The organism is Methylophilus medardicus, assembly GCF_006363955.1.
GTDB lineage: Bacteria > Pseudomonadota > Gammaproteobacteria > Burkholderiales > Methylophilaceae > Methylophilus > Methylophilus medardensis.
Genome location: NZ_CP040948.1, coordinates 939,637 through 957,043, shown reverse-complemented (window position 1 = coordinate 957,043; position 17,407 = coordinate 939,637). Strand labels below are relative to the sequence as shown.

General features: G+C 50.7%; 20 protein-coding genes. 3 read left to right on the top strand and 17 right to left on the bottom strand.

From position 1 onward, the window contains the following. A complete protein-coding gene (gene hpnE / locus FIT99_RS04760; RefSeq protein ID WP_140003243.1) occupies window positions 1–1,323 on the top strand; it encodes a hydroxysqualene dehydroxylase HpnE in 1,323 nt (440 codons plus the stop codon). 13 nt (window positions 1,324–1,336) lie between these two features. Here hpnE and FIT99_RS04755 read toward each other — a convergent pair whose 3' ends face one another. Continuing rightward, window positions 1,337–1,621 carry a hypothetical protein gene (locus FIT99_RS04755; protein ID WP_140003242.1) on the bottom strand — a complete coding sequence of 95 codons (285 nt, stop codon included), beginning with the start codon at window positions 1,619–1,621 and terminating at the stop codon, window positions 1,337–1,339. 284 nt (window positions 1,622–1,905) lie between these two features. Here FIT99_RS04755 and FIT99_RS04750 point away from each other — a divergent pair, with 284 nt between their 5' ends. Further along, window positions 1,906–2,187, top strand: a complete 282-nt coding sequence (locus FIT99_RS04750; protein WP_140003241.1) for a hypothetical protein — start codon at window positions 1,906–1,908, stop codon at window positions 2,185–2,187. Window positions 2,188–2,297: 110 nt separating this feature from the next. Here the strand turns inward: FIT99_RS04750 and radA are convergent, their stop codons facing one another. The 8 genes from radA to FIT99_RS04710 all read right to left on the bottom strand — a co-directional run bounded on the left by radA (window position 2,298) and on the right by FIT99_RS04710 (window position 8,132). Next, window positions 2,298–3,653: a DNA repair protein RadA gene (gene radA, locus FIT99_RS04745; RefSeq protein WP_140003240.1), complete on the bottom strand. Its 1,356-nt coding sequence runs from the start codon at window positions 3,651–3,653 to the stop codon at window positions 2,298–2,300. Beyond that, window positions 3,646–4,713: an alanine racemase gene (gene alr / locus FIT99_RS04740; protein WP_140003239.1), complete on the bottom strand. Its 1,068-nt coding sequence runs from the start codon at window positions 4,711–4,713 to the stop codon at window positions 3,646–3,648. The genes radA and alr overlap by 8 nt, the downstream gene beginning before the upstream one ends. Window positions 4,714–4,770: 57 nt before the next feature. Beyond that, window positions 4,771–6,153 carry a replicative DNA helicase gene (gene dnaB / locus FIT99_RS04735; protein ID WP_140003238.1) on the bottom strand — a complete coding sequence of 461 codons (1,383 nt, stop codon included), beginning with the start codon at window positions 6,151–6,153 and terminating at the stop codon, window positions 4,771–4,773. Between the two features lie 144 nt (window positions 6,154–6,297). Then, entirely contained in the window at window positions 6,298–6,747 is a 450-nt protein-coding gene (rplI, locus tag FIT99_RS04730; protein WP_140003237.1) for a 50S ribosomal protein L9, read from the bottom strand. 21 nt (window positions 6,748–6,768) lie between these two features. Beyond that, on the bottom strand, window positions 6,769–7,002 hold the full coding sequence (gene rpsR, locus FIT99_RS04725; RefSeq protein ID WP_024929836.1) for a 30S ribosomal protein S18: 234 nt from the start codon (window positions 7,000–7,002) through the stop codon (window positions 6,769–6,771). Window positions 7,003–7,023: 21 nt separating this feature from the next. Then, window positions 7,024–7,314, bottom strand: a complete 291-nt coding sequence (gene priB, locus FIT99_RS04720) for a primosomal replication protein N (protein ID WP_140003236.1) — start codon at window positions 7,312–7,314, stop codon at window positions 7,024–7,026. A gap of 5 nt (window positions 7,315–7,319) precedes the next feature. After that, window positions 7,320–7,694: a 30S ribosomal protein S6 gene (rpsF, locus tag FIT99_RS04715; RefSeq protein ID WP_140003235.1), complete on the bottom strand. Its 375-nt coding sequence runs from the start codon at window positions 7,692–7,694 to the stop codon at window positions 7,320–7,322. 105 nt (window positions 7,695–7,799) lie between these two features. After that, a complete protein-coding gene (locus tag FIT99_RS04710; RefSeq protein ID WP_140003234.1) occupies window positions 7,800–8,132 on the bottom strand; it encodes a hypothetical protein in 333 nt (110 codons plus the stop codon). 246 nt (window positions 8,133–8,378) lie between these two features. Between FIT99_RS04710 and epsA the strand changes: the two genes are divergently transcribed. Beyond that, complete coding sequence (gene epsA / locus FIT99_RS04705) at window positions 8,379–9,158, top strand: XrtB/PEP-CTERM-associated transcriptional regulator EpsA (RefSeq protein WP_140003233.1); 780 nt, start codon at window positions 8,379–8,381, stop codon at window positions 9,156–9,158. 4 nt (window positions 9,159–9,162) lie between these two features. On the opposite strand, the gene FIT99_RS04700 is transcribed toward epsA, so the two are convergent. From FIT99_RS04700 to FIT99_RS04665, 8 genes are all read right to left on the bottom strand, one after another. Further along, window positions 9,163–9,588, bottom strand: a complete 426-nt coding sequence (locus FIT99_RS04700) for an RNA-binding S4 domain-containing protein (protein ID WP_140003232.1) — start codon at window positions 9,586–9,588, stop codon at window positions 9,163–9,165. A 3-nt stretch (window positions 9,589–9,591) separates the two neighbouring features. Next, window positions 9,592–11,760 carry a Lon protease family protein gene (locus FIT99_RS04695; RefSeq protein WP_140003231.1) on the bottom strand — a complete coding sequence of 723 codons (2,169 nt, stop codon included), beginning with the start codon at window positions 11,758–11,760 and terminating at the stop codon, window positions 9,592–9,594. Then, the gene (locus FIT99_RS04690) at window positions 11,757–12,221 is read right to left on the bottom strand and encodes a molybdenum cofactor biosynthesis protein MoaE (RefSeq protein ID WP_140003230.1); all 465 of its coding nucleotides are present in this window, start codon (window positions 12,219–12,221) and stop codon (window positions 11,757–11,759) included. Before FIT99_RS04690 ends, FIT99_RS04695 begins: the two co-directional genes overlap by 4 nt. Window positions 12,222–12,234: 13 nt before the next feature. Continuing rightward, window positions 12,235–12,492 (bottom strand): molybdopterin converting factor subunit 1, encoded by a 258-nt coding sequence (gene moaD, locus FIT99_RS04685; RefSeq protein WP_140003229.1) that lies wholly within the window; start codon window positions 12,490–12,492, stop codon window positions 12,235–12,237. After that, window positions 12,489–13,844 (bottom strand): DNA recombination protein RmuC, encoded by a 1,356-nt coding sequence (gene rmuC / locus FIT99_RS04680; protein WP_189524785.1) that lies wholly within the window; start codon window positions 13,842–13,844, stop codon window positions 12,489–12,491. The genes moaD and rmuC overlap by 4 nt, the downstream gene beginning before the upstream one ends. 87 nt (window positions 13,845–13,931) lie before the next feature. Next, window positions 13,932–14,681, bottom strand: a complete 750-nt coding sequence (locus FIT99_RS04675; RefSeq protein ID WP_140003228.1) for a hypothetical protein — start codon at window positions 14,679–14,681, stop codon at window positions 13,932–13,934. Window positions 14,682–14,761: 80 nt separating this feature from the next. After that, window positions 14,762–16,300, bottom strand: a complete 1,539-nt coding sequence (locus FIT99_RS04670) for an alkaline phosphatase (RefSeq protein ID WP_140003227.1) — start codon at window positions 16,298–16,300, stop codon at window positions 14,762–14,764. 34 nt (window positions 16,301–16,334) lie between these two features. Next, on the bottom strand, window positions 16,335–17,081 hold the full coding sequence (locus FIT99_RS04665; protein ID WP_223261286.1) for a PEP-CTERM sorting domain-containing protein: 747 nt from the start codon (window positions 17,079–17,081) through the stop codon (window positions 16,335–16,337). Window positions 17,082–17,407: the final 326 nt, after the last annotated feature.

Here is a 17,407-nt window from a genome sequence, read left to right as displayed (position 1 = left end):
ATGACCGCAACACGTTTATCCAATCGCAGGGTGGCCGTGATTGGTGCCGGATTAGCCGGCATTGCCGCCGCACATAAATTACTACAACACGGTTATCAGGTATGTCTATTTGAAGCTGCGGCACAGGCTGGCGGCCGCGCACGGGGTGTTACGCATGCAAACCACTTGCTCGATAACGGTCAGCATCTGTGCATAGGCGCCTACCGCGACACCTTGCATTTATTGCAAGCCGCGGGCATGGATGCAACACAAGTATTTATGCGCCTACCACTCGCCTTACACATGCATCACCCAATGCAAAACGGCCCGCAATGCATGTCGCTGGTAACACCAACTTGGTTGCCTGCCCCATTGCATTTGCTATGGGGATTGCTGAGTGCACGCGGCTTGGACTGGCAGAGCAAATGGCGCGCAATTGGCTGGATGAACCAATTAAAAAAACAAGCCTTCACACTGGGGAGCGACTGCACTGTTAAGGCTTTGTTGACACAAGGCAAACAAACCGCACTAGCGATCCAGACCTTGTGGGAGCCGCTGTGTCTAGCCGCCCTCAATACGCCGATAGACGTGGCCAGCGCGCAGGTATTTCTCAATGTTTTACGCGACAGCTTTCAGCATCGACGTCAGGACAGTGATTTTTTGGTACTAAGATCAGACTTATCCAGCGCACTCGTGCAGCCGTTGCTAAGGCGCATTGCATTTCTAGGCGGCGAAGTGCGGTTGCGCAGCACTGTCAGCGCCATTGAAGCGACACAGCAGGCTTGCACGCTCACGACGTCACAAGGCAGTGAAACCTTCGACGCAGTGGTGGTCGCAGTAGGCCCGCACCAACTCAAAACCATTGCAGGGATAAGCGTTGCCCCAACACTTGCCTATCAACCAATCACGACGGTGTATTTGCAATACGGTGCAGATCTCCGCCTACCCTATCCGATTATGGGCCTGTGTCATGGCTTGGCGCAGTGGGTCTTCGACCGCGGCCAGTGCTGTGGTCAAGCTGGATTGTTGGCGGTAGTGATCAGTGCGCATCCGCCGTTGACGAGCGACAAGCCAGCGCTGATTGCGCAATGCATTACGGAGCTCAATCTCGCCTTGTCTCAGTATCACATTAGGTTATCGTCCAGCCCAGATTGGACGCAAGTAATTACCGAAAAACGCGCAACGTTCAGTTGCACGCCCGCGCTGGTTCGCCCAACCACTGTGACCGACAATCCACGCCTATTGCTGGCAGGGGACTATGTGGCAGGCCCTTACCCGGCGACCATCGAGGGCGCCATCCGCAGCGGCAATGCGGCTGCACAAGCCATTATTGATCAGCACTAACGCATCAATTACTCTAGTGGGGCGTATCTTTACATATCACCGCAAGATGATTGTTAGCGGGCCGATAGATGCCATCTCCGCTATCCGGGAAGGTCTCATGACTGCTACGTTGCGTATCCACCACGTACCCCGCTGCACACATCGCACCCGCCTTGGCTTGGCACTGTTGCTGGCTAGTATTGAATTCACTGCAACTCAGTGTATAGCCCAGCTTGCCCTGCTGGGTCGTGTAAGGCTGTGGGGTGACGCTGGCACAAGCAGAGACGATCAAGGCTAAAACAGAAATCGTTTTTTTCATTATTTTGGCTCCTGCAGCAACGGTGAGGGACTGTCATTCCGCTGTCATAAAGATGTGATTCGTTTATTGACGTTATTTCGGCAGTCAATTTTAAGCATTAGTTGCATGAAGCTTTTATGACAATATGTGCTGGTTGCCCCACATCACTTTTCCATCCCCTGTATCCAACTAGCTACAAATCGCTACAAAACCCAAGCTGTTTGTAACTGACAAACGTCGCCTCGGTTTTTATACTGCAGCCATGATGAAACAGCGACATGATCAAACAGCGAATAGGTGAAGCCATGAAATATGCCGCCCTAATGACTACTGGCCTACTCGCTAATATATCGATTTTTGCCTCAGACATGCCAGCGACTGAACCGTATGCAGATTTAATGCGGAACAAGCAACGTGTGATCAGACAACTCGATCAGCAGATGGCTTGTGTGCGATTAGCCAATGATGATCAGGCCTTACGCGCCTGCCTCGCCAACTTATCGCGTATTTCAGTGCGGTCTGAAGAAAAAACGCTAAACAAACAAAAAATGAAAACCGATGCGCTAACACAACACGAATTTTTTTAATCAAACGCGTCATGACAGACGCAAGACTGCTTCCCTGTGGCTGCCCCTCCTCTTCTGGGCAGCCTCGCCCTCAGGCAACGATTGCACTCCCAGCAGTCGTTGCCATTTTTTTATCCGCGTAAGATATCAATGGCTTGTTCTAAACGATCGACGGCATCAATGTGCAGGCCTGCAACGCCGCCTTTGGGGGCGTTGGCTTTGGGGATAATGGCATGCGTAAATCCCAATTTGGCAGCTTCTTTCAATCGCTCCTGACCACGCTGCACCGGGCGCACTTCACCCGCTAGGCCAACCTCACCGAATACCACTAGCTTGCTGGGTAAGGGTTTGTTTTTGAGTGAAGACACGATCGCCAGCAACACCGCCAAATCGACTGCCGGCTCACCAATTTTGACACCACCTACGGCGTTGATAAATACATCTTGGTCATAGCAAGCCACCCCGGCATGCCGATGCAGCACCGCCAGTAACATGGCCAGTCGATTCTGCTCCAGGCCGACACAAAGTCGTTTTGGATTTGGCGCATGTGCCGTATCCACCAAGGCTTGAATCTCCACCAGCAAAGGCCTGGTGCCCTCTTGCGTGACGGTGATACAAGACCCTGGCACGGGTGACTCATGATGAGACAAAAATAATGCGGAAGGGTTACTCACCTCACGCAAGCCTTTTTCAGTCATCGCGAACACACCCAGCTCATTGACTGCACCAAAGCGATTCTTAAACGCACGAATCAGCCGAAAACTCGAATTCTGATCACCCTCGAAGTAGAGCACGCTATCGACAATGTGCTCGAGCACACGTGGTCCGGCCAAGGAACCTTCCTTGGTCACATGACCAACCAGAATCATACTGATACCAAGTTGTTTTGCGATCCGCGTGAGTTGTGCGCTGCATTCGCGCACCTGTGCAACCGACCCGGGCGCCGATTGCAAGGCCTCTGAATACACGGTTTGGATCGAATCGATCACCACCACATCAGGGTGATGCAGCTGCAACACCTGACTGATCTTTTCAAGATTAATCTCGGCTAATACATCCACCTGGCTAGCATCCATGCCTAGACGCTGCGCACGCATCGCAATTTGCTGCGCAGATTCTTCACCGCTGATATAAAACGCTTTGAGTGATTGCGACACCTTACACACGGTTTGCAGCAATAAGGTGGATTTTCCAATCCCAGGATCGCCACCGATCAGCACCACGCCGCCTGCGACCAAACCACCACCCAGCACGCGGTCAAACTCGGCAATTCCCGTCTGTTGGCGCGAGACTTCCTGCGCCTCGACCTCTGCCAGCTTTTGTAATTGTGCGGTGGGCGCCAAGCTGGCAAACCGGCTTTGTGTGACAGTCTCCGGCACACTTTCAACCAGTGTGTTCCAGGCATGACAACTCGGGCACTGCCCTTGCCATTTTGGTTCGGCCGCGCCGCATTCGGTACAGGTATATTGTGTTTTTGCTTTAGCCATAAACCTTGAACGCCACCCTTGCTGTCACCGCACACAGTAACTCATAACCGATAGTACCGGCTGCCTGCGCGACCGCATCGACGGGCACCAGTGCCCCCCACAGTTCCACCGGACTGCCGATCTGTGCCTCGTCGATCTCTGTAATGTCGACGGCCAACATATCCATGGAGACGCGACCTAGGGTGCGCGTCTGCTTGCCATGCACCGCGATTGGCGTTCCAGTGGGCGCATGCCGTGGGTAGCCATCGGCATAGCCACAAGCGACGATGCCCACTCGCATAGGCTTATCGGCAGTGAACAAGCTACCATATCCCACCGACTCACCTGCTGCAATCTCTTGAACGCCGATGAGTGCGGATTGCAGGATCATCACCGCTTTCAAGCCCAATGATGCTGCAGACCGATCATTGATCGGGGTCGCGCCATACAACATGATGCCGGGGCGCACCCAATCGGCATGGGTCTGCGGCTGTTGCACCACCGCAGCTGAGTTGGCTAAGGAGCGTTGGTAGGGTTTTCCGGCCATCACCGCAGTGACGGTTTGCATGGGGATTGACACCCCATCTGCTTGGTCAGCGTTAGCAAAATGCGTCATTTGTACGATTTCACTGACGTTGGCGCATTGCGCCAATTGCGCCAGTTTGCTTGGATACTCTGCAGGCTGAAAACCCAAGCGGTGCATGCCACTATCGAGTTTGAGGAACACGCGCACGGGGACGCTAAGTTGGGCTTGTTGTAACCAATCCAGCTGTGCGGCGTGATGCACCACGATGTCGAGGCGATAGCGATCCACTGCTTGCAACTGTTCTGCTGCAAACACGCCCTCTAATAATAAAATGGGCTGCTTGTAGCCGGCCTCACGTAGCGCAATCGCTTCTGAGACATTCAACACTGCAAATGCATCGGTTGCCTGCAGCCCTTGCGCGACATTCAGTAGGCCATGTCCATAGCCATTCGCCTTCACCACCGACATCACTTGCGCATGGGGTGCCAAACGGCGGACTTGGGCTAAGTTATGCGCCAAGGCAGGTAAATGAATGTGGGCAACGATGGGTCGCATAAAACACGCTTTTATAAATATCGACTTGCCTGCTTAAATCTGGCAAGGGAGTTTAGGTTAATACTCGTCAGGCATATACGATGCATTTGCATAATCGGCAAAACGCGTATGCGCACCCATAAAGGTCAAACGCACGCGGCCAATCGGGCCGTTACGCTGCTTGGCGATGATGATCTCGGCAGTGCCTTTTTCAGCGCTATCCGGGTTGTAGTACTCGTCACGATACACAAACATGATCAAGTCCGCATCTTGCTCAATCGCACCCGACTCTCGCAAATCACTCATCACAGGCCGTTTATCTGGACGTTGATCCACACTTCGATTGAGCTGTGAAATGGCGATCAATGGCACATTTAACTCTTTAGCCAGTGCTTTTAACGAACGTGAAATTTCAGAAATCTCAGTCGCCCGGTTTTCACCGGCACGGCCCGCAGGCGAAGTCATCAATTGTAAATAGTCGATCACGATCAGCCCGAGTTCACCTGTTTGTCTGTGCAAACGTCGCGCACGCGCACGCACATCAAAGCTGCTCAAACCAGCGCCTTCATCGATATAAATAGGCGCTTCGTTTAATTTACCCAATGCGGTGGTCAGTTTTTCCCAGTCTTCGTCTTCGAGATTACCGTTACGCATCTTATGCTGATCAAGGCGACCAATCGAACCGATCATCCGGGTCGTTAATTGTGTGGCGCCCATCTCCATTGAGAAAATGGCGACCGCTTTATTGGTTTCAAGCGCGACGTTTTCGGCAATGTTAATCGCAAAAGCCGTTTTACCCATTGAGGGACGTCCGGCAATAATCACCATATCGCCGCCCTGCAAGCCCGATGTCATCGAATCGAGATCACTGAATCCGGTCGGGATACCGGTCACATCCGAATGATTGTCACGCGAGTACAGGTAGTCGATCCGATCGGCTACTTGCGGCAACAGGACTTGCATGCCCAAGAAACCTTGGCTTTTGCGGTTGCCGCCTTCGGCAATCTGAAAAATCTTAGCTTCAGCTTCATCTAGCAATTGCTGCGCATCGCGGCCATTGGGTTGATAAGCGCTCTCTGCAATATCCGTCCCCACGGCGACCAATTGACGCATCACATAACGCTCATGCACGATTTCGGCATAGCGACGGATATTGGCGGCGGTGGGAGTATTTTGAGCCAATGCGCCCAAATAGGCGACGCCACCAACGGTGGTCAACTCGTTACTGTTCTCAAGCGATTCAGCCACCGTCACAATATCCGCCGGCTGGTTGCGCTCGATCAGTTTCGTAATATGTTGATAGATCAGCTTGTGATCATGCTGATAAAAGTCCTGAGACGCCAAAATATCGGCGATCTTGTCCAAGGCCTCGTTGTCGAGCAACAAGCCACCAAGCACGGATTGCTCGGCTTCGATAGAATGTGGAGGGAGTTTTAAAAATTCGAGTTGTTCGTCTGCCATCCGGCGATTATACCGAAAAGCAGCAATGCTTTATGGCGGCGGATTAAAATGTGCAGAAGAAATGTGCGGCAAACAAAAAGGCTACCGAAGTAGCCTTTTTGACAGTGCTTACAGATTTACCGGCAAGCTGCCGGTGCGTCTATATTAAGCTTCTGGTGACACTGTGACAGTGATGTCTACAACCACGTCGTGGTGCAGCGCAACGCTCACAGTAAACTCACCGATGTTTTTCAGTGGGCCGTTTGGCAGACGCACATCGGCTTTTTTCACTTCATGACCTTGCGCTTGCAGGCCTTCAGCGATGTCCATGTTGGTCACGGAACCAAACAGACGGCCATCCACACCCGCTTTTTGAGTAACGGTCAATGCAAAACCAGCCAATTTTTCGCCGCGCGCTTGTGCAACGGCCAACAAGTCAGCTTGTTGTTTTTCCAACTCGGCGCGTTGTGCAGCAAATACTGCTTTGTTTGCTTCAGTGGCACGTTTCGCTTTGCCTTGTGGAATCAAAAAGTTACGGCCGTAACCGTCTTTGACTTTCACCACGTCACCCAGAGAACCTAGGTTTGCTACTTTTTCCAATAAAATCACTTGCATATTATTCTCCTAAGCCGCCGATTAACCTGGGTGTTTGTCTGTGTAAGGCATCAGCGCCAGGAAACGTGCGCGTTTTACCGCGGTCGTCAGTTGACGTTGATATTTAGCCTTGGTACCAGTCATACGGGCTGGGATGATTTTGAAGTTTTCTGAAACGAAATCTTTCAACAGATCCACGTCTTTGTAATCCACTTCTTTGATGCCTTCTGCGCTAAAACGGCAGTAACGGCGGCGTTTGTACATATCTCTTGCCATTTGAAACTCCTTCAATATTTTTTAATGCTGTATGCGCTGCAATTCTTGTATGTGCAGTACCACATGTGTGCTCTTTGCACTGCGCTGCGCTAAAAACCCTTTTACTTTGATCTGATCGCCGCTTTGCAATGGTAAATTGGCTTTTTCACCAATCAACATCGCGGGTAATAAACACTGCACCTTACGATTCATTCCAGCTTCGCTTTGTTCTGAATCATGTTGCAATTGCAAGCGCAACAAGGGTAAGCCTGCCGGTGTATAACGTAACGATTCGATGGACTGAATAGTGGCCGTGATCACCAGCGTATTCACAACACTTAAGCAGCTGCCTCAGCAGGCGCTACTGGTGCGTCACCAACGATGGTTTTGGCTTTTTCCTCTTTCATCATTGGGCTTGGTGCTGTGACTGCTGTTTTAGTCGCGATTGTCAGGTGACGTAATACAGCATCGTTGAATTTGAAGCCGTGCTCCATTTCTTCCAGCACTTCTTGGCTACACTCGATGTTCATTAAAACATAGTGTGCTTTGTGTACTTTTTGAATTGGGTAGGCAAGTTGACGACGGCCCCAGTCTTCTAAACGGTGGATGTTGCCGCCATTGCCAGTGATTTGAGCGCGGTAACGCTCGATCATTGCTGGCACTTGTTCACTCTGGTCAGGGTGAACAATAAACACGATTTCATAGTGTCGCATGAGATTTCCTTGTGGTTAATAGCCACCTTCAGGGTAAAACGAAGTGTGGCAAGGTTGCAAAGCACGCGATTATATATTGTTTTTAGTACTATCATCAAGCACTTATTAGCGTTTGGGGGGATTCTCCAAGCTTTTATCTTCTTTGGGTAAATAATAAGGGTCTGACACATAGCCGGGCCCTTTCATGATGATAATCACAATCAGACCGATCATCAGCACGCCGATAAAAAACCAGAAGGTGAACAAAAAGCCCAAAAACATTGCGGTTCGCGGTACGTCATGCGTCAGCAAATCGCCATGTTGCCACCATGCATACAATACCGGCGTGGCAAACACGAGACTACCGAGCAGTAGCCATTTCGGTAGCTTTTTCAACAGTTGCCATTCTTTGTGACTAGGGTAGCGCACCCCATCCGGCAACTTATTTAACATTCCCATACAGTTCCAATCATCCGATTGTCAAATGAATACCATTTTTTACTATCACCCGTTTCAAACATTATGACACTGTTTTAAAAGGAAAAATCCCACAAAACCACAACTTTACATACGACGCAGCCTGATTTTCAAAAGGGCAATTCATCTCTATATTAAAGAACCCAAAAATGACGCCGTAAATCCCTTGAGACCATGAAGATAACGCAGGGAAATTCCCTCCTGCCTAGAACAACTTGAGGATACTGCATGCTGGTACAAAAAAAACAAGCACCCTGGGAAGGCATCTTGCAGGCAATACAGAACTCTTATGCCATTAAACGGCACGTTGAGTTCTTTCATTGGCTGAAACAAGATATTCATCCATTGATGAGACACGATGTGCTATTGGCCGCCTGGGGCGACTTTAGCAGTGGTGAACTGCATTTTGATGTGTCATCGGCACTGCCGGAAGCATCAACCCAACGCCTATTGCAAGATTCGGCCATCGTGAATTACCTCATGTGCAATCTTTACAAGCGCTGGGTCGAAAATGATGACAAGTGGTATGTGGTCAACCGATTTGACGGCAGCGGCATTCATGCACAATCGCCGAATCCATTCACCCAGCAACTATTAAAAATGCACTCATTGCTTGTCTATGGCGTTCGCGATACGCGCGGTAAGGCGGATTGTATTTATGTGTTCTTTGATCGCACCAAAGAGTTTAGCGTGCCCGATCAGATGTTAGGTATGATCATGCCGCATCTCGATGCCGCTATCCGCCGCGTCGGTCATTTAACGCCTGTCATCAAAGACGAAGACCTGCTGGATAGTATGGCGCAAGGCGGACTCTCTGACCGAGAGCAAGAAATACTCCATTGGGTGCGCAGTGGTAAAACCAATTTTGAAATTGGCATGATTTTAAATATTAGTGCCAACACGGTAAAAAACCATCTCAAGCGCATTTTCCAAAAGTTGGATGTTTCATGCCGCGCGCAGGCCGTGGCAAAAACCGGCATGCCTGCAGGCGCACGTCGCCCGAGTTAAGTGCTTATTCGCGGCCGGTAAAACGCTGAATGTCACGCATTTGCCGCTTAGTCGGTCGGCCCATGCCTCGATCACGTTCAGCAAACTGATCGGCCCCGCCCGCTTGCGCCTGCTGGCGTAGGCGTTGGCTTTGTTCTGTCTCACGATATAACAGCGCTGCCTCAGGCGCCCCACGACGCACATTGCTCAGTGCCAGCACCTCGACCTCCATCTGCATATCTTTATTTTTGATGCTGACACGCATCCCCGGCTTCATTTCACGCGCATTTTTGGCGCGATCGCCGTCAATACGCACCTTGCCTGCGTCAACCGCATCCGCTGCTAAACTACGGGTTTTAAAAAAACGGGCCGCCCACAACCACTTATCGAGACGGCAGCCGTCCTCTTTTTCAGCTGGCGCTTCTTGTTTGCGATGATGCGTACGTGGCATAAGTTAGAGGTTGAGTGGATTGTCTTGGTGTTGTTGAAAATACGCCATGCGTGCCTGATTACGCTCCAGGGTATGCCGATAACTGGCCAGCGCGCTTTGCGCGCGTGCCATCAAGCTGTCGCCTGCATAGGTACCATCGGTGTCTTGCACCCCAGCTTCGCAGCCAGTCAAGTGAGCAATGCCTTCGAGCACATGGTCAATGGCAATAATCTTGAACATCCCATTATTGACCGCGGCGACCACGCTTTCATGCAAAACCAGATGCCGCTGGTTACGTTTGGGGATAATCACGCCTTGCTCGCCATTCAGACCAAGGGCTTCACAGACGCGAAAATAGCCTTCTATCTTCTCGTTAATGCCACCAATCGGCATCACTTCACCAAACTGGTTAAGCGCCCCCGTGACCGCAATCCCCTGCTTGATCGGCAACCCTGTCAGTGCAGACAACAGTGCAAATAGCTCTGCACAAGAGGCTGAATCCCCCTCCACCCCGTTGTATTCTTGTTCAAACACCAACGAGGCACTTAAACTCAAGGGCGCGAGCGCCCAAAAACTGGCACTCAGCCAGTTTTGCAAAATATAAATGCCCTTGTCGTGTGTGGGGCCGCTCATGTTGACTTCACGGTCGATATTTATCACGCCGCTGCGCCCGGGATAACAGCGGGCCGTAATGCGGATCGGTGAGCCAAAACTGGCGTCCCCTAACTCGATATGGGTTAAGCCGTTGACTTGGCCAACAACATCGCCATGCACCTGAATCAGTAATTCATTATCGATGATCGAATCGCGAATTTGGGTTTCAAAAAACTGTTGACGCAGCAAGCGCGCAGACAAGGCTTGTTTCACATGCACATCGGTAATTAAACGTGCGGCATCCGCCACGGCTGCACTCTCATGCATTAACTGATCCAAATGTGCGAATCGGGTGCTAATACGCCCTTGATCCTCTTCTAATCTATGCATGAATTGCAGCAGCACATTCACGGCAGCCCCACTAAAATGCGCGAGCGCTTGCTGCTGGCACTTGCGCGCAATATAGCCCGCTATCCAAGCATAGTTGTCCAAGTTAGCGGTCACGCGGTCCTCGAACTCTACTTTAATCGGAAAAAAATCAAAGAAATCTGGCTGTGCCTCTAAGCAATCGTAATAATCTTCGCGGCTGGCAATCATGATGATCTTCACATGCAACGGCAAGGCGCCATGACGGTTGCCACCAGCGCCTTGCTGCGCGTGATTCGACCAATCTTCAATTTGCACCTCGCGGTTACGCATCAGTCGGTAAAGCTTTTCGAGTAAAGCACTCCCATTGCCCTCATCTTGCATCAGGTCGCGCAAATGAAGTAGCAACATACCACCATCGGCATGATGCAAGCTGCCAGCCCGCAAGCGCAAAAACTCTGGCCATTGTGCCGCTTCGCCTACCGCCGTTTCCAGCATGCCAAACAAAGCGGCAAACCCTGGATCTTTCTCTTCAACCACTGGCTGTTTCACACCAGCCGTGAGATTCGCACGCTGATCCACCAATAAATTAACGCGGAAGCGTGACAAAAAACTATCATTGACCAAGCTATCGGAGCCACTATCGCCATCAGTCCCCACCTGCTGCCAAGCCTGCAAATAGGCGAGCACCTCTGGTTTAATGATATTAAAAAAAGGCGACAACTTGGCGCTGCTAAGTTGTGAGCGCAACCCGTCAATCCGCGTTTCTAGCCAGGTTTCTGCCTGAGATAAATTCACTTGGCCGCTACTATCAATCCATTGCTGCATTTCAGCGACCAGCCCCTTGATAAACGACTCCATCAAGGTGCGTAGCTGAGCACCCAAGCCGGCGGGCAACTTGATGTAATTCGCACAAGATTGCTGACTAAAATCATACAGTGCCACCAGGTCTGTTAATGTGGTGTCGAGACCACTTATGGCAGCGGCCTTCATTGCCGCCATGGTCAAGGCAGCGCGGCCAGAACCTGGCGTACCCAGCACCAACACATTGGCGCCTGCATGCTGTAACGACAGCCCCATCATTAGGGTTTTTTGCGCTTCAGGTTGTAATTTCCAGCCATAATCATTCAATCCGAGATCCGCAGCATCGAGTAATGTTTCGGTGGATTCAAACGACATGGGTGACAGTTTATAAGAAACGGTCATTTCATCAGGATTGAGTACTTGGATCATTTAGGCAATTTCCACTGTTGTTTTGCTTGTTCGTCGGACGCCCGGGCCTCTACCCAATGCTGTCCAAAATCACCGATTTCTTTTTTCCAAAACGGAGCCTCGGTTTTTAAATAATCCATCATAAATGCACAAGCTTCAAATGCCGCTTGCCGGTGCAAACTGGTAGTCGCCACAAGCACAATCTGCGCCTGACCTGAGAGTGTGCCTACACGATGAATCATGCGCACACCCAGTAATGGCCAGCGTTGGCTGGCAGTTTGCGCAATCTGATGCAAGGCTTTTTCGGTCATGCCGGGATAATGTTCGATCACCATTTCACTGAGCTGACCATCGGCAGCCAACTCACGGACCAAGCCCACAAAATTCACCAAGGCACCTGCTTGCGGTGTCGCCGCCTTGAGCTGTTGCAACTCAGCACCGAGGTCAAAATCCTCCGCCTGCACCGACACTTGAAGATACATGGTCTCGCTCAAGCTAGCCCCCGGTTACCGGCGGGAAAAAAGCAACTTCATCGCCTTCATCAAAGGTGGCCATGTCATCGACTAACTCGTGATTAATGGCTGCGCGCACGACGCCGCGGCCATCAAACAACTTTTGCCAGGTCTCGCCACGGTCACACAACCAAGATTTAAGGGCGATAATCGATGTAATGTTTTCGGGCAACTCGACACTTTCCGAGGAGTAATTGACCACCTCTTTAATGCGGGCAAAATACAAAATGGTGATCTTCATGTTGGGCTACTCTTTTCAATGTCATCTAACTCCTCCAGCATATCGAGTGGTTCAAGGCTGGTGGTTTGTGCCAATTCTACTTTTTCAATTTGCGCAAAGCGGCGTGAGATTTTTTGGCTACTAATATGCACGTCCTGCGCATTTTCGTGGGCCTGGCGGATATTATCGGCCAGTTTCTTCATACGGGTATCAAAACGGTCAAAATCTTTACTCAGTTTGCCCAATTCATCTTTAATGATATGCACCTGCTTACGCATTTCAACGTCTTTAAGCACTGCGCGCGCGGTATTGAGCACGGCCATCAGTGTCGTTGGCGACACCAGCCAGACGCGCTTTTGCATGGCGTAATCCACGATATCCCCATGGTAAGCATGAATCTCGGCAAACACGGCTTCGGCCGGAATAAACATGACCGCGCCGTCGGAGGTTTCGTTGGCTATGATGTATTTATTACTGATATCGTCGACATGCTTTTTGATATCGGCTTTGAACAATTTTGACGCTTGCGCCTGCACAATCTCACCCAAACTGCTATCAATCATGCGGTGATAGTTCTCTAGTGGAAACTTGCTATCCACCGCCACCGTGCCAGTTGGCTCAGGCAAAAACAAGGCGCAATCGACGCGTGCGCCATTACTCAAGGTATGTTGCATCGCAAAGCTGTTGGCGGGCAACACATTGCGCACCAAGCCCTCAAGTTGCACTTCACCGTAGGCGCCGCGGCTGCGTTTATCGCCCAGTAGCTCTTGCAAGCTCACCATATTCACGCTGAGGCCATCAATTTTCTTTTGCGCCTCATCAATGGTAGCCAGTCGCTCCATGACACTTACAAAGGTTTCATTGGTTTTTTTGAAGCCTTCTTCCAAGCGGATAGACACCTTGCCACTCATCTCCTCCAAGCGGGCATCGACGACTTTCGTCAGTGACTCAATGCTTTGTGTTAAGGTTTGGGTGGTGGTTTGCAAGGCCGTTTTGAGCAGATTTTGCTGCAACATGCCCTGTTCAGACAGGCCTTGACGCAAACTCAAACTTAACTGCTCGCCACTCTGGCTCAAATGATCACGTTGAGCGACCTGAAGGGCTTGCATGGCTTCTCGTGTTGCAGTGAGCTCTTGCGACAATTGCGCACGTAACCGGTCTTGCTGGTCGGTATTGAGATGTTGCAAGCGATCCGCCAGCTGATTAAGTGACTGGTGCATCTCACTCATCATCAAGCGATGTTTTTCTTCAAGTTGCTGTGAGAGTAATTGTGCGAGCGCCTGTTGTGCGGTGTGTTGCTGCGTGCGCCACTGCCAGACCAACATGGCGATCACGATCAATAAAAGAAAACACTGAATCAGTTGTAAGGTCATGCCAGCATTATAGCCGATGACCGTGCGTGACACATCGACGCAGCGCAAAATCACTGCGACGATGCGAGGGGCAATTAAAGGGATGAGTTAGTGGGTATGGGCATGCAAACCTGGCGCGCCATGCGCTTTGGCCAGCCATTGCATCTCTGAGGGGTTATGCTCCATATCGCCCAAATCCGCATAATCCACATGCTGGTAAGCGCTGAGCGCTGCCAGTGACGTCGCCGGCGCGATTTCGATCGGCTGGGTCGATTGTAGTGCAGGTTGCAGCGACTGCAACTGAATGCTCACGGTATGATTTGGGTAGGTGTAGGCCACTTTCAAAGGTAATTTTAATGCTGGAATCCACCAGACTTCGCTCTGAATCCCATTGCCCAGTGTGCCGATATACTTTTCTACCGGGTAGCCATAGGCGCTACTAGATGCCGCAGGCACTGGCTGCAGGCTGGCCAGTTCGCTGTCTGTCACCAACTGGGATTTCATTTGCCAAAACTGAGGATCTGTTTTGATATTCAGCAACTTCAAATCGACATCGGCGTAATCAATCGCACGCCGCTCACCGTGCATGAGGTAAACATAATTAAACTGTCCCGCTGGTTTTTTCAGCCACAAACTGCTGTGATGTGCCGGCTCGCCATTTTGATACAAAGTGCGTATTTCTACCTGATCGGCTTCACGCATCAACCACCACTGCACACGCTTTGCCTCTTCCGCGCGACAAGGGGAGGCACACTGCACCGTCTCATAACGGGCGTTGACTAACGCGTCCGCCAGCGCATCACCGCTTAGCCAGCTTAAGGAAAGCGCGAGGCCCAAAGCCATTTGTTTAAATTTCATTTTGTTTCCATTCAACTCAAAGGGATCAGGGCAGCCAAGGCTGCCCTGCAATCACATCTTATTTCAGCGCTTCGCGCAACTTAAAAACCAAAAGCATCTTTCATGACTTGATAAATGTAGCTTTGTTCCTGCACGCCATGCACCAGATAGGCTTTAGGGCCGATCGCGTAGATTGCGACCTCTTCACCCGCGTGGGTCTCTGAACTCAAAGGCACCAACGCTTCTTGATGGAAATCCGGGTCTTCGGTATCTACCGCAGACATATCCACAACACGTCCAGCAGCAATCGCCTCACTGTATACCGCATCGCCAGGAGAGTTAGTATGATATCCAGGGCCGTTGGCAAAGCTCACTGTGGTGTAAGGCTTGCCATCGGCTGCCAAAGTAGGGGTTGTTTTGCCTGGCTCGACGACTTTACCCAGAATCGGGTTGCCACGTTTTGGATAACCACCGATGGTCAAGGTATGGCTATGGTCTGCTGTCACGATAATCAGCGTATCGTTCAAGTTCACCTTAGAAGCCGCCTCGCGCACTGCATCAGACAAAGCAACCGTATCCTTAAAAGTACGATAGGCGTTACCCGCATGCGAAGCATGATCGATACGACCACCCTCCACCATCAGAAAATAACCATTCTGGTTTTTCTTCAAGATATCAATCGCTTTGCCCGTCATCTCCGCTAAGGAAGGTTCACCGGCAATGTCGTTTGGACGGTCTTGTTCATATTCCATGTGAGAAGGATTGAACAGACCCAGCACTTTATTGGTGGTGACCGGATTGAGCGCATTAAATGCATTCTGGTTCTCAATGTACACACCACCAAACTTGCTGACGTATTCTTGCGTCAGGTTGCGACCATCGGTACGGCGACCTTTGGTGCCTTCGATATCCGTGATGCTGTTTGGCAGAAAATAGCTACGACCACCGCCGAAAACCACATCAATGCCATCACCGATTTTGCCGTTACCAAAGTTATCAATCATCTGTGCCGCAATATCCTTCACGCCATTGCTGGCGGCCGCCGCGGATAAGTTCGCATTGGCTTCCCAATCACGATTGGAAATATGGGCATAGGTCGCGGCTGGCGTCGCGTGGGTGATCCGCGCGGTAGACACCACGCCCGTCGATTTACCTGACTGCTCCGCTTGCTCTAATAAGGTGGTGACTTTATTGGCATTCAACACCGCAGGATTCGCCTCATTACGCGCCACAGATTGGTTCAGCGATAAGATACCGTCGTTGGTTTTAACCCCAGCAATCATCGCTGTCATGGTCGGTGCCGAGTCAGCCGTTTGCTGGTTGGTAGAGTAAGTCTTGGACAAAGCCACATAGGGAAATGACTCAAACGACAGCTTATGACGCTCGCCATCAATGCCTTTGAGTTGACCTTCAAAAATGCGCGCGCCAGTGACGGTAGAAATCCCCATGCCATCGCCCACGAACAAAATCACGTTTTTGGCTTTTTTAGCATTTGGCACCAGTTTTTTGCTGTCATTCAGGCTGGCTGCGCCATCGTTGAGCCAGAACTGTGCATCTTCAGCGTGCACCATGCCAGTCAGCAGTTGTGAGCCCAACAACATGACGGCCATCGTGGTGCGTTTCAAGTTAAATAATTGCATGGTCATTTCCTTTATAAGCTTTTGATATTGTAATTTATGAATAGCGACGGCGGATCACGGCGGCAATGATTCCCAAGCCCGCCAGCATCAGGGCATTGGTGTCAGCCTCAGGCACTGCGGATACACTTTGCAGGCTGACATTATCAATACCGAGTTGCAATGCGTTCTGATTAGCAACCGTGGCAAAGCGCAACACAAAGCTGCCACCACTGGCCAAGCTTGAAGACAAGTCGAACTGATAGTTAATATAATTATTTGCTGTCAGATTGCCATTCGCACCACCTAGATATAAGGTTTGCAGCACATCGGCGCTGTTCACAGAAAATGGATCCGCGCCGGCTTTAAGCACATCTACGCGCACATGCTGGTTGGGATGGTCTGTCGCGTCGACGCTATAATCGAGGCCAGCGGCATCAATGTCGGTGCTGGCGTTTTGGTTATTGATAAACATCTGGAAAGACAAGGTGGCCTGACTGACAGCCGCAGTACTAAACGATTGATACAGCACATTCGATGCCAAGCCATAGTTGTCCAACAAACCGTAATAGTTACCGGCATAAGCCCCCACGGTCGTGCTCGCCGTGAATTCTGTCACCGTGCCGCTCTGTGCTAATACACTGCCCGCGACTCCCTGCTCCGCCACCTGCCAACCGGTGATGTCATAAGCGTCGACGCCTTGCGATTCAAAGCCGCCATTTTGAATCAATTCTGCCGCTTGGGCAGGCGACAGCATGGCTGTGCTGCTCAGCAAACCGGCCATTAGCCAAGGTTTAAGTTTCATTTTGTAAATCCTCTCTGATAGTCACTGACCATATTGCTTACTGCGTTCAAACACCGTGCCTAAACGCTGTGTTACCTTGAGTATTGTTGAAGAACTGTATGTCAGAAAGTTTTCTCCGGCATGAAGCTTATGTGACGGTCATGACTACGCCGCTTGCGCGAGGGATGAAAAACCGCACGGCGTAAAAAAGAAAAACCCCGCGTAGGCGGGGCTATAAAGAGACTTTAAACTTGAAAACACAACACAATCACACATCAGCATCCAAGATACTGACCAACATCAACCGCAAAAATCCCAGCAAAAGAATGTTAAGATTTATGCACCTG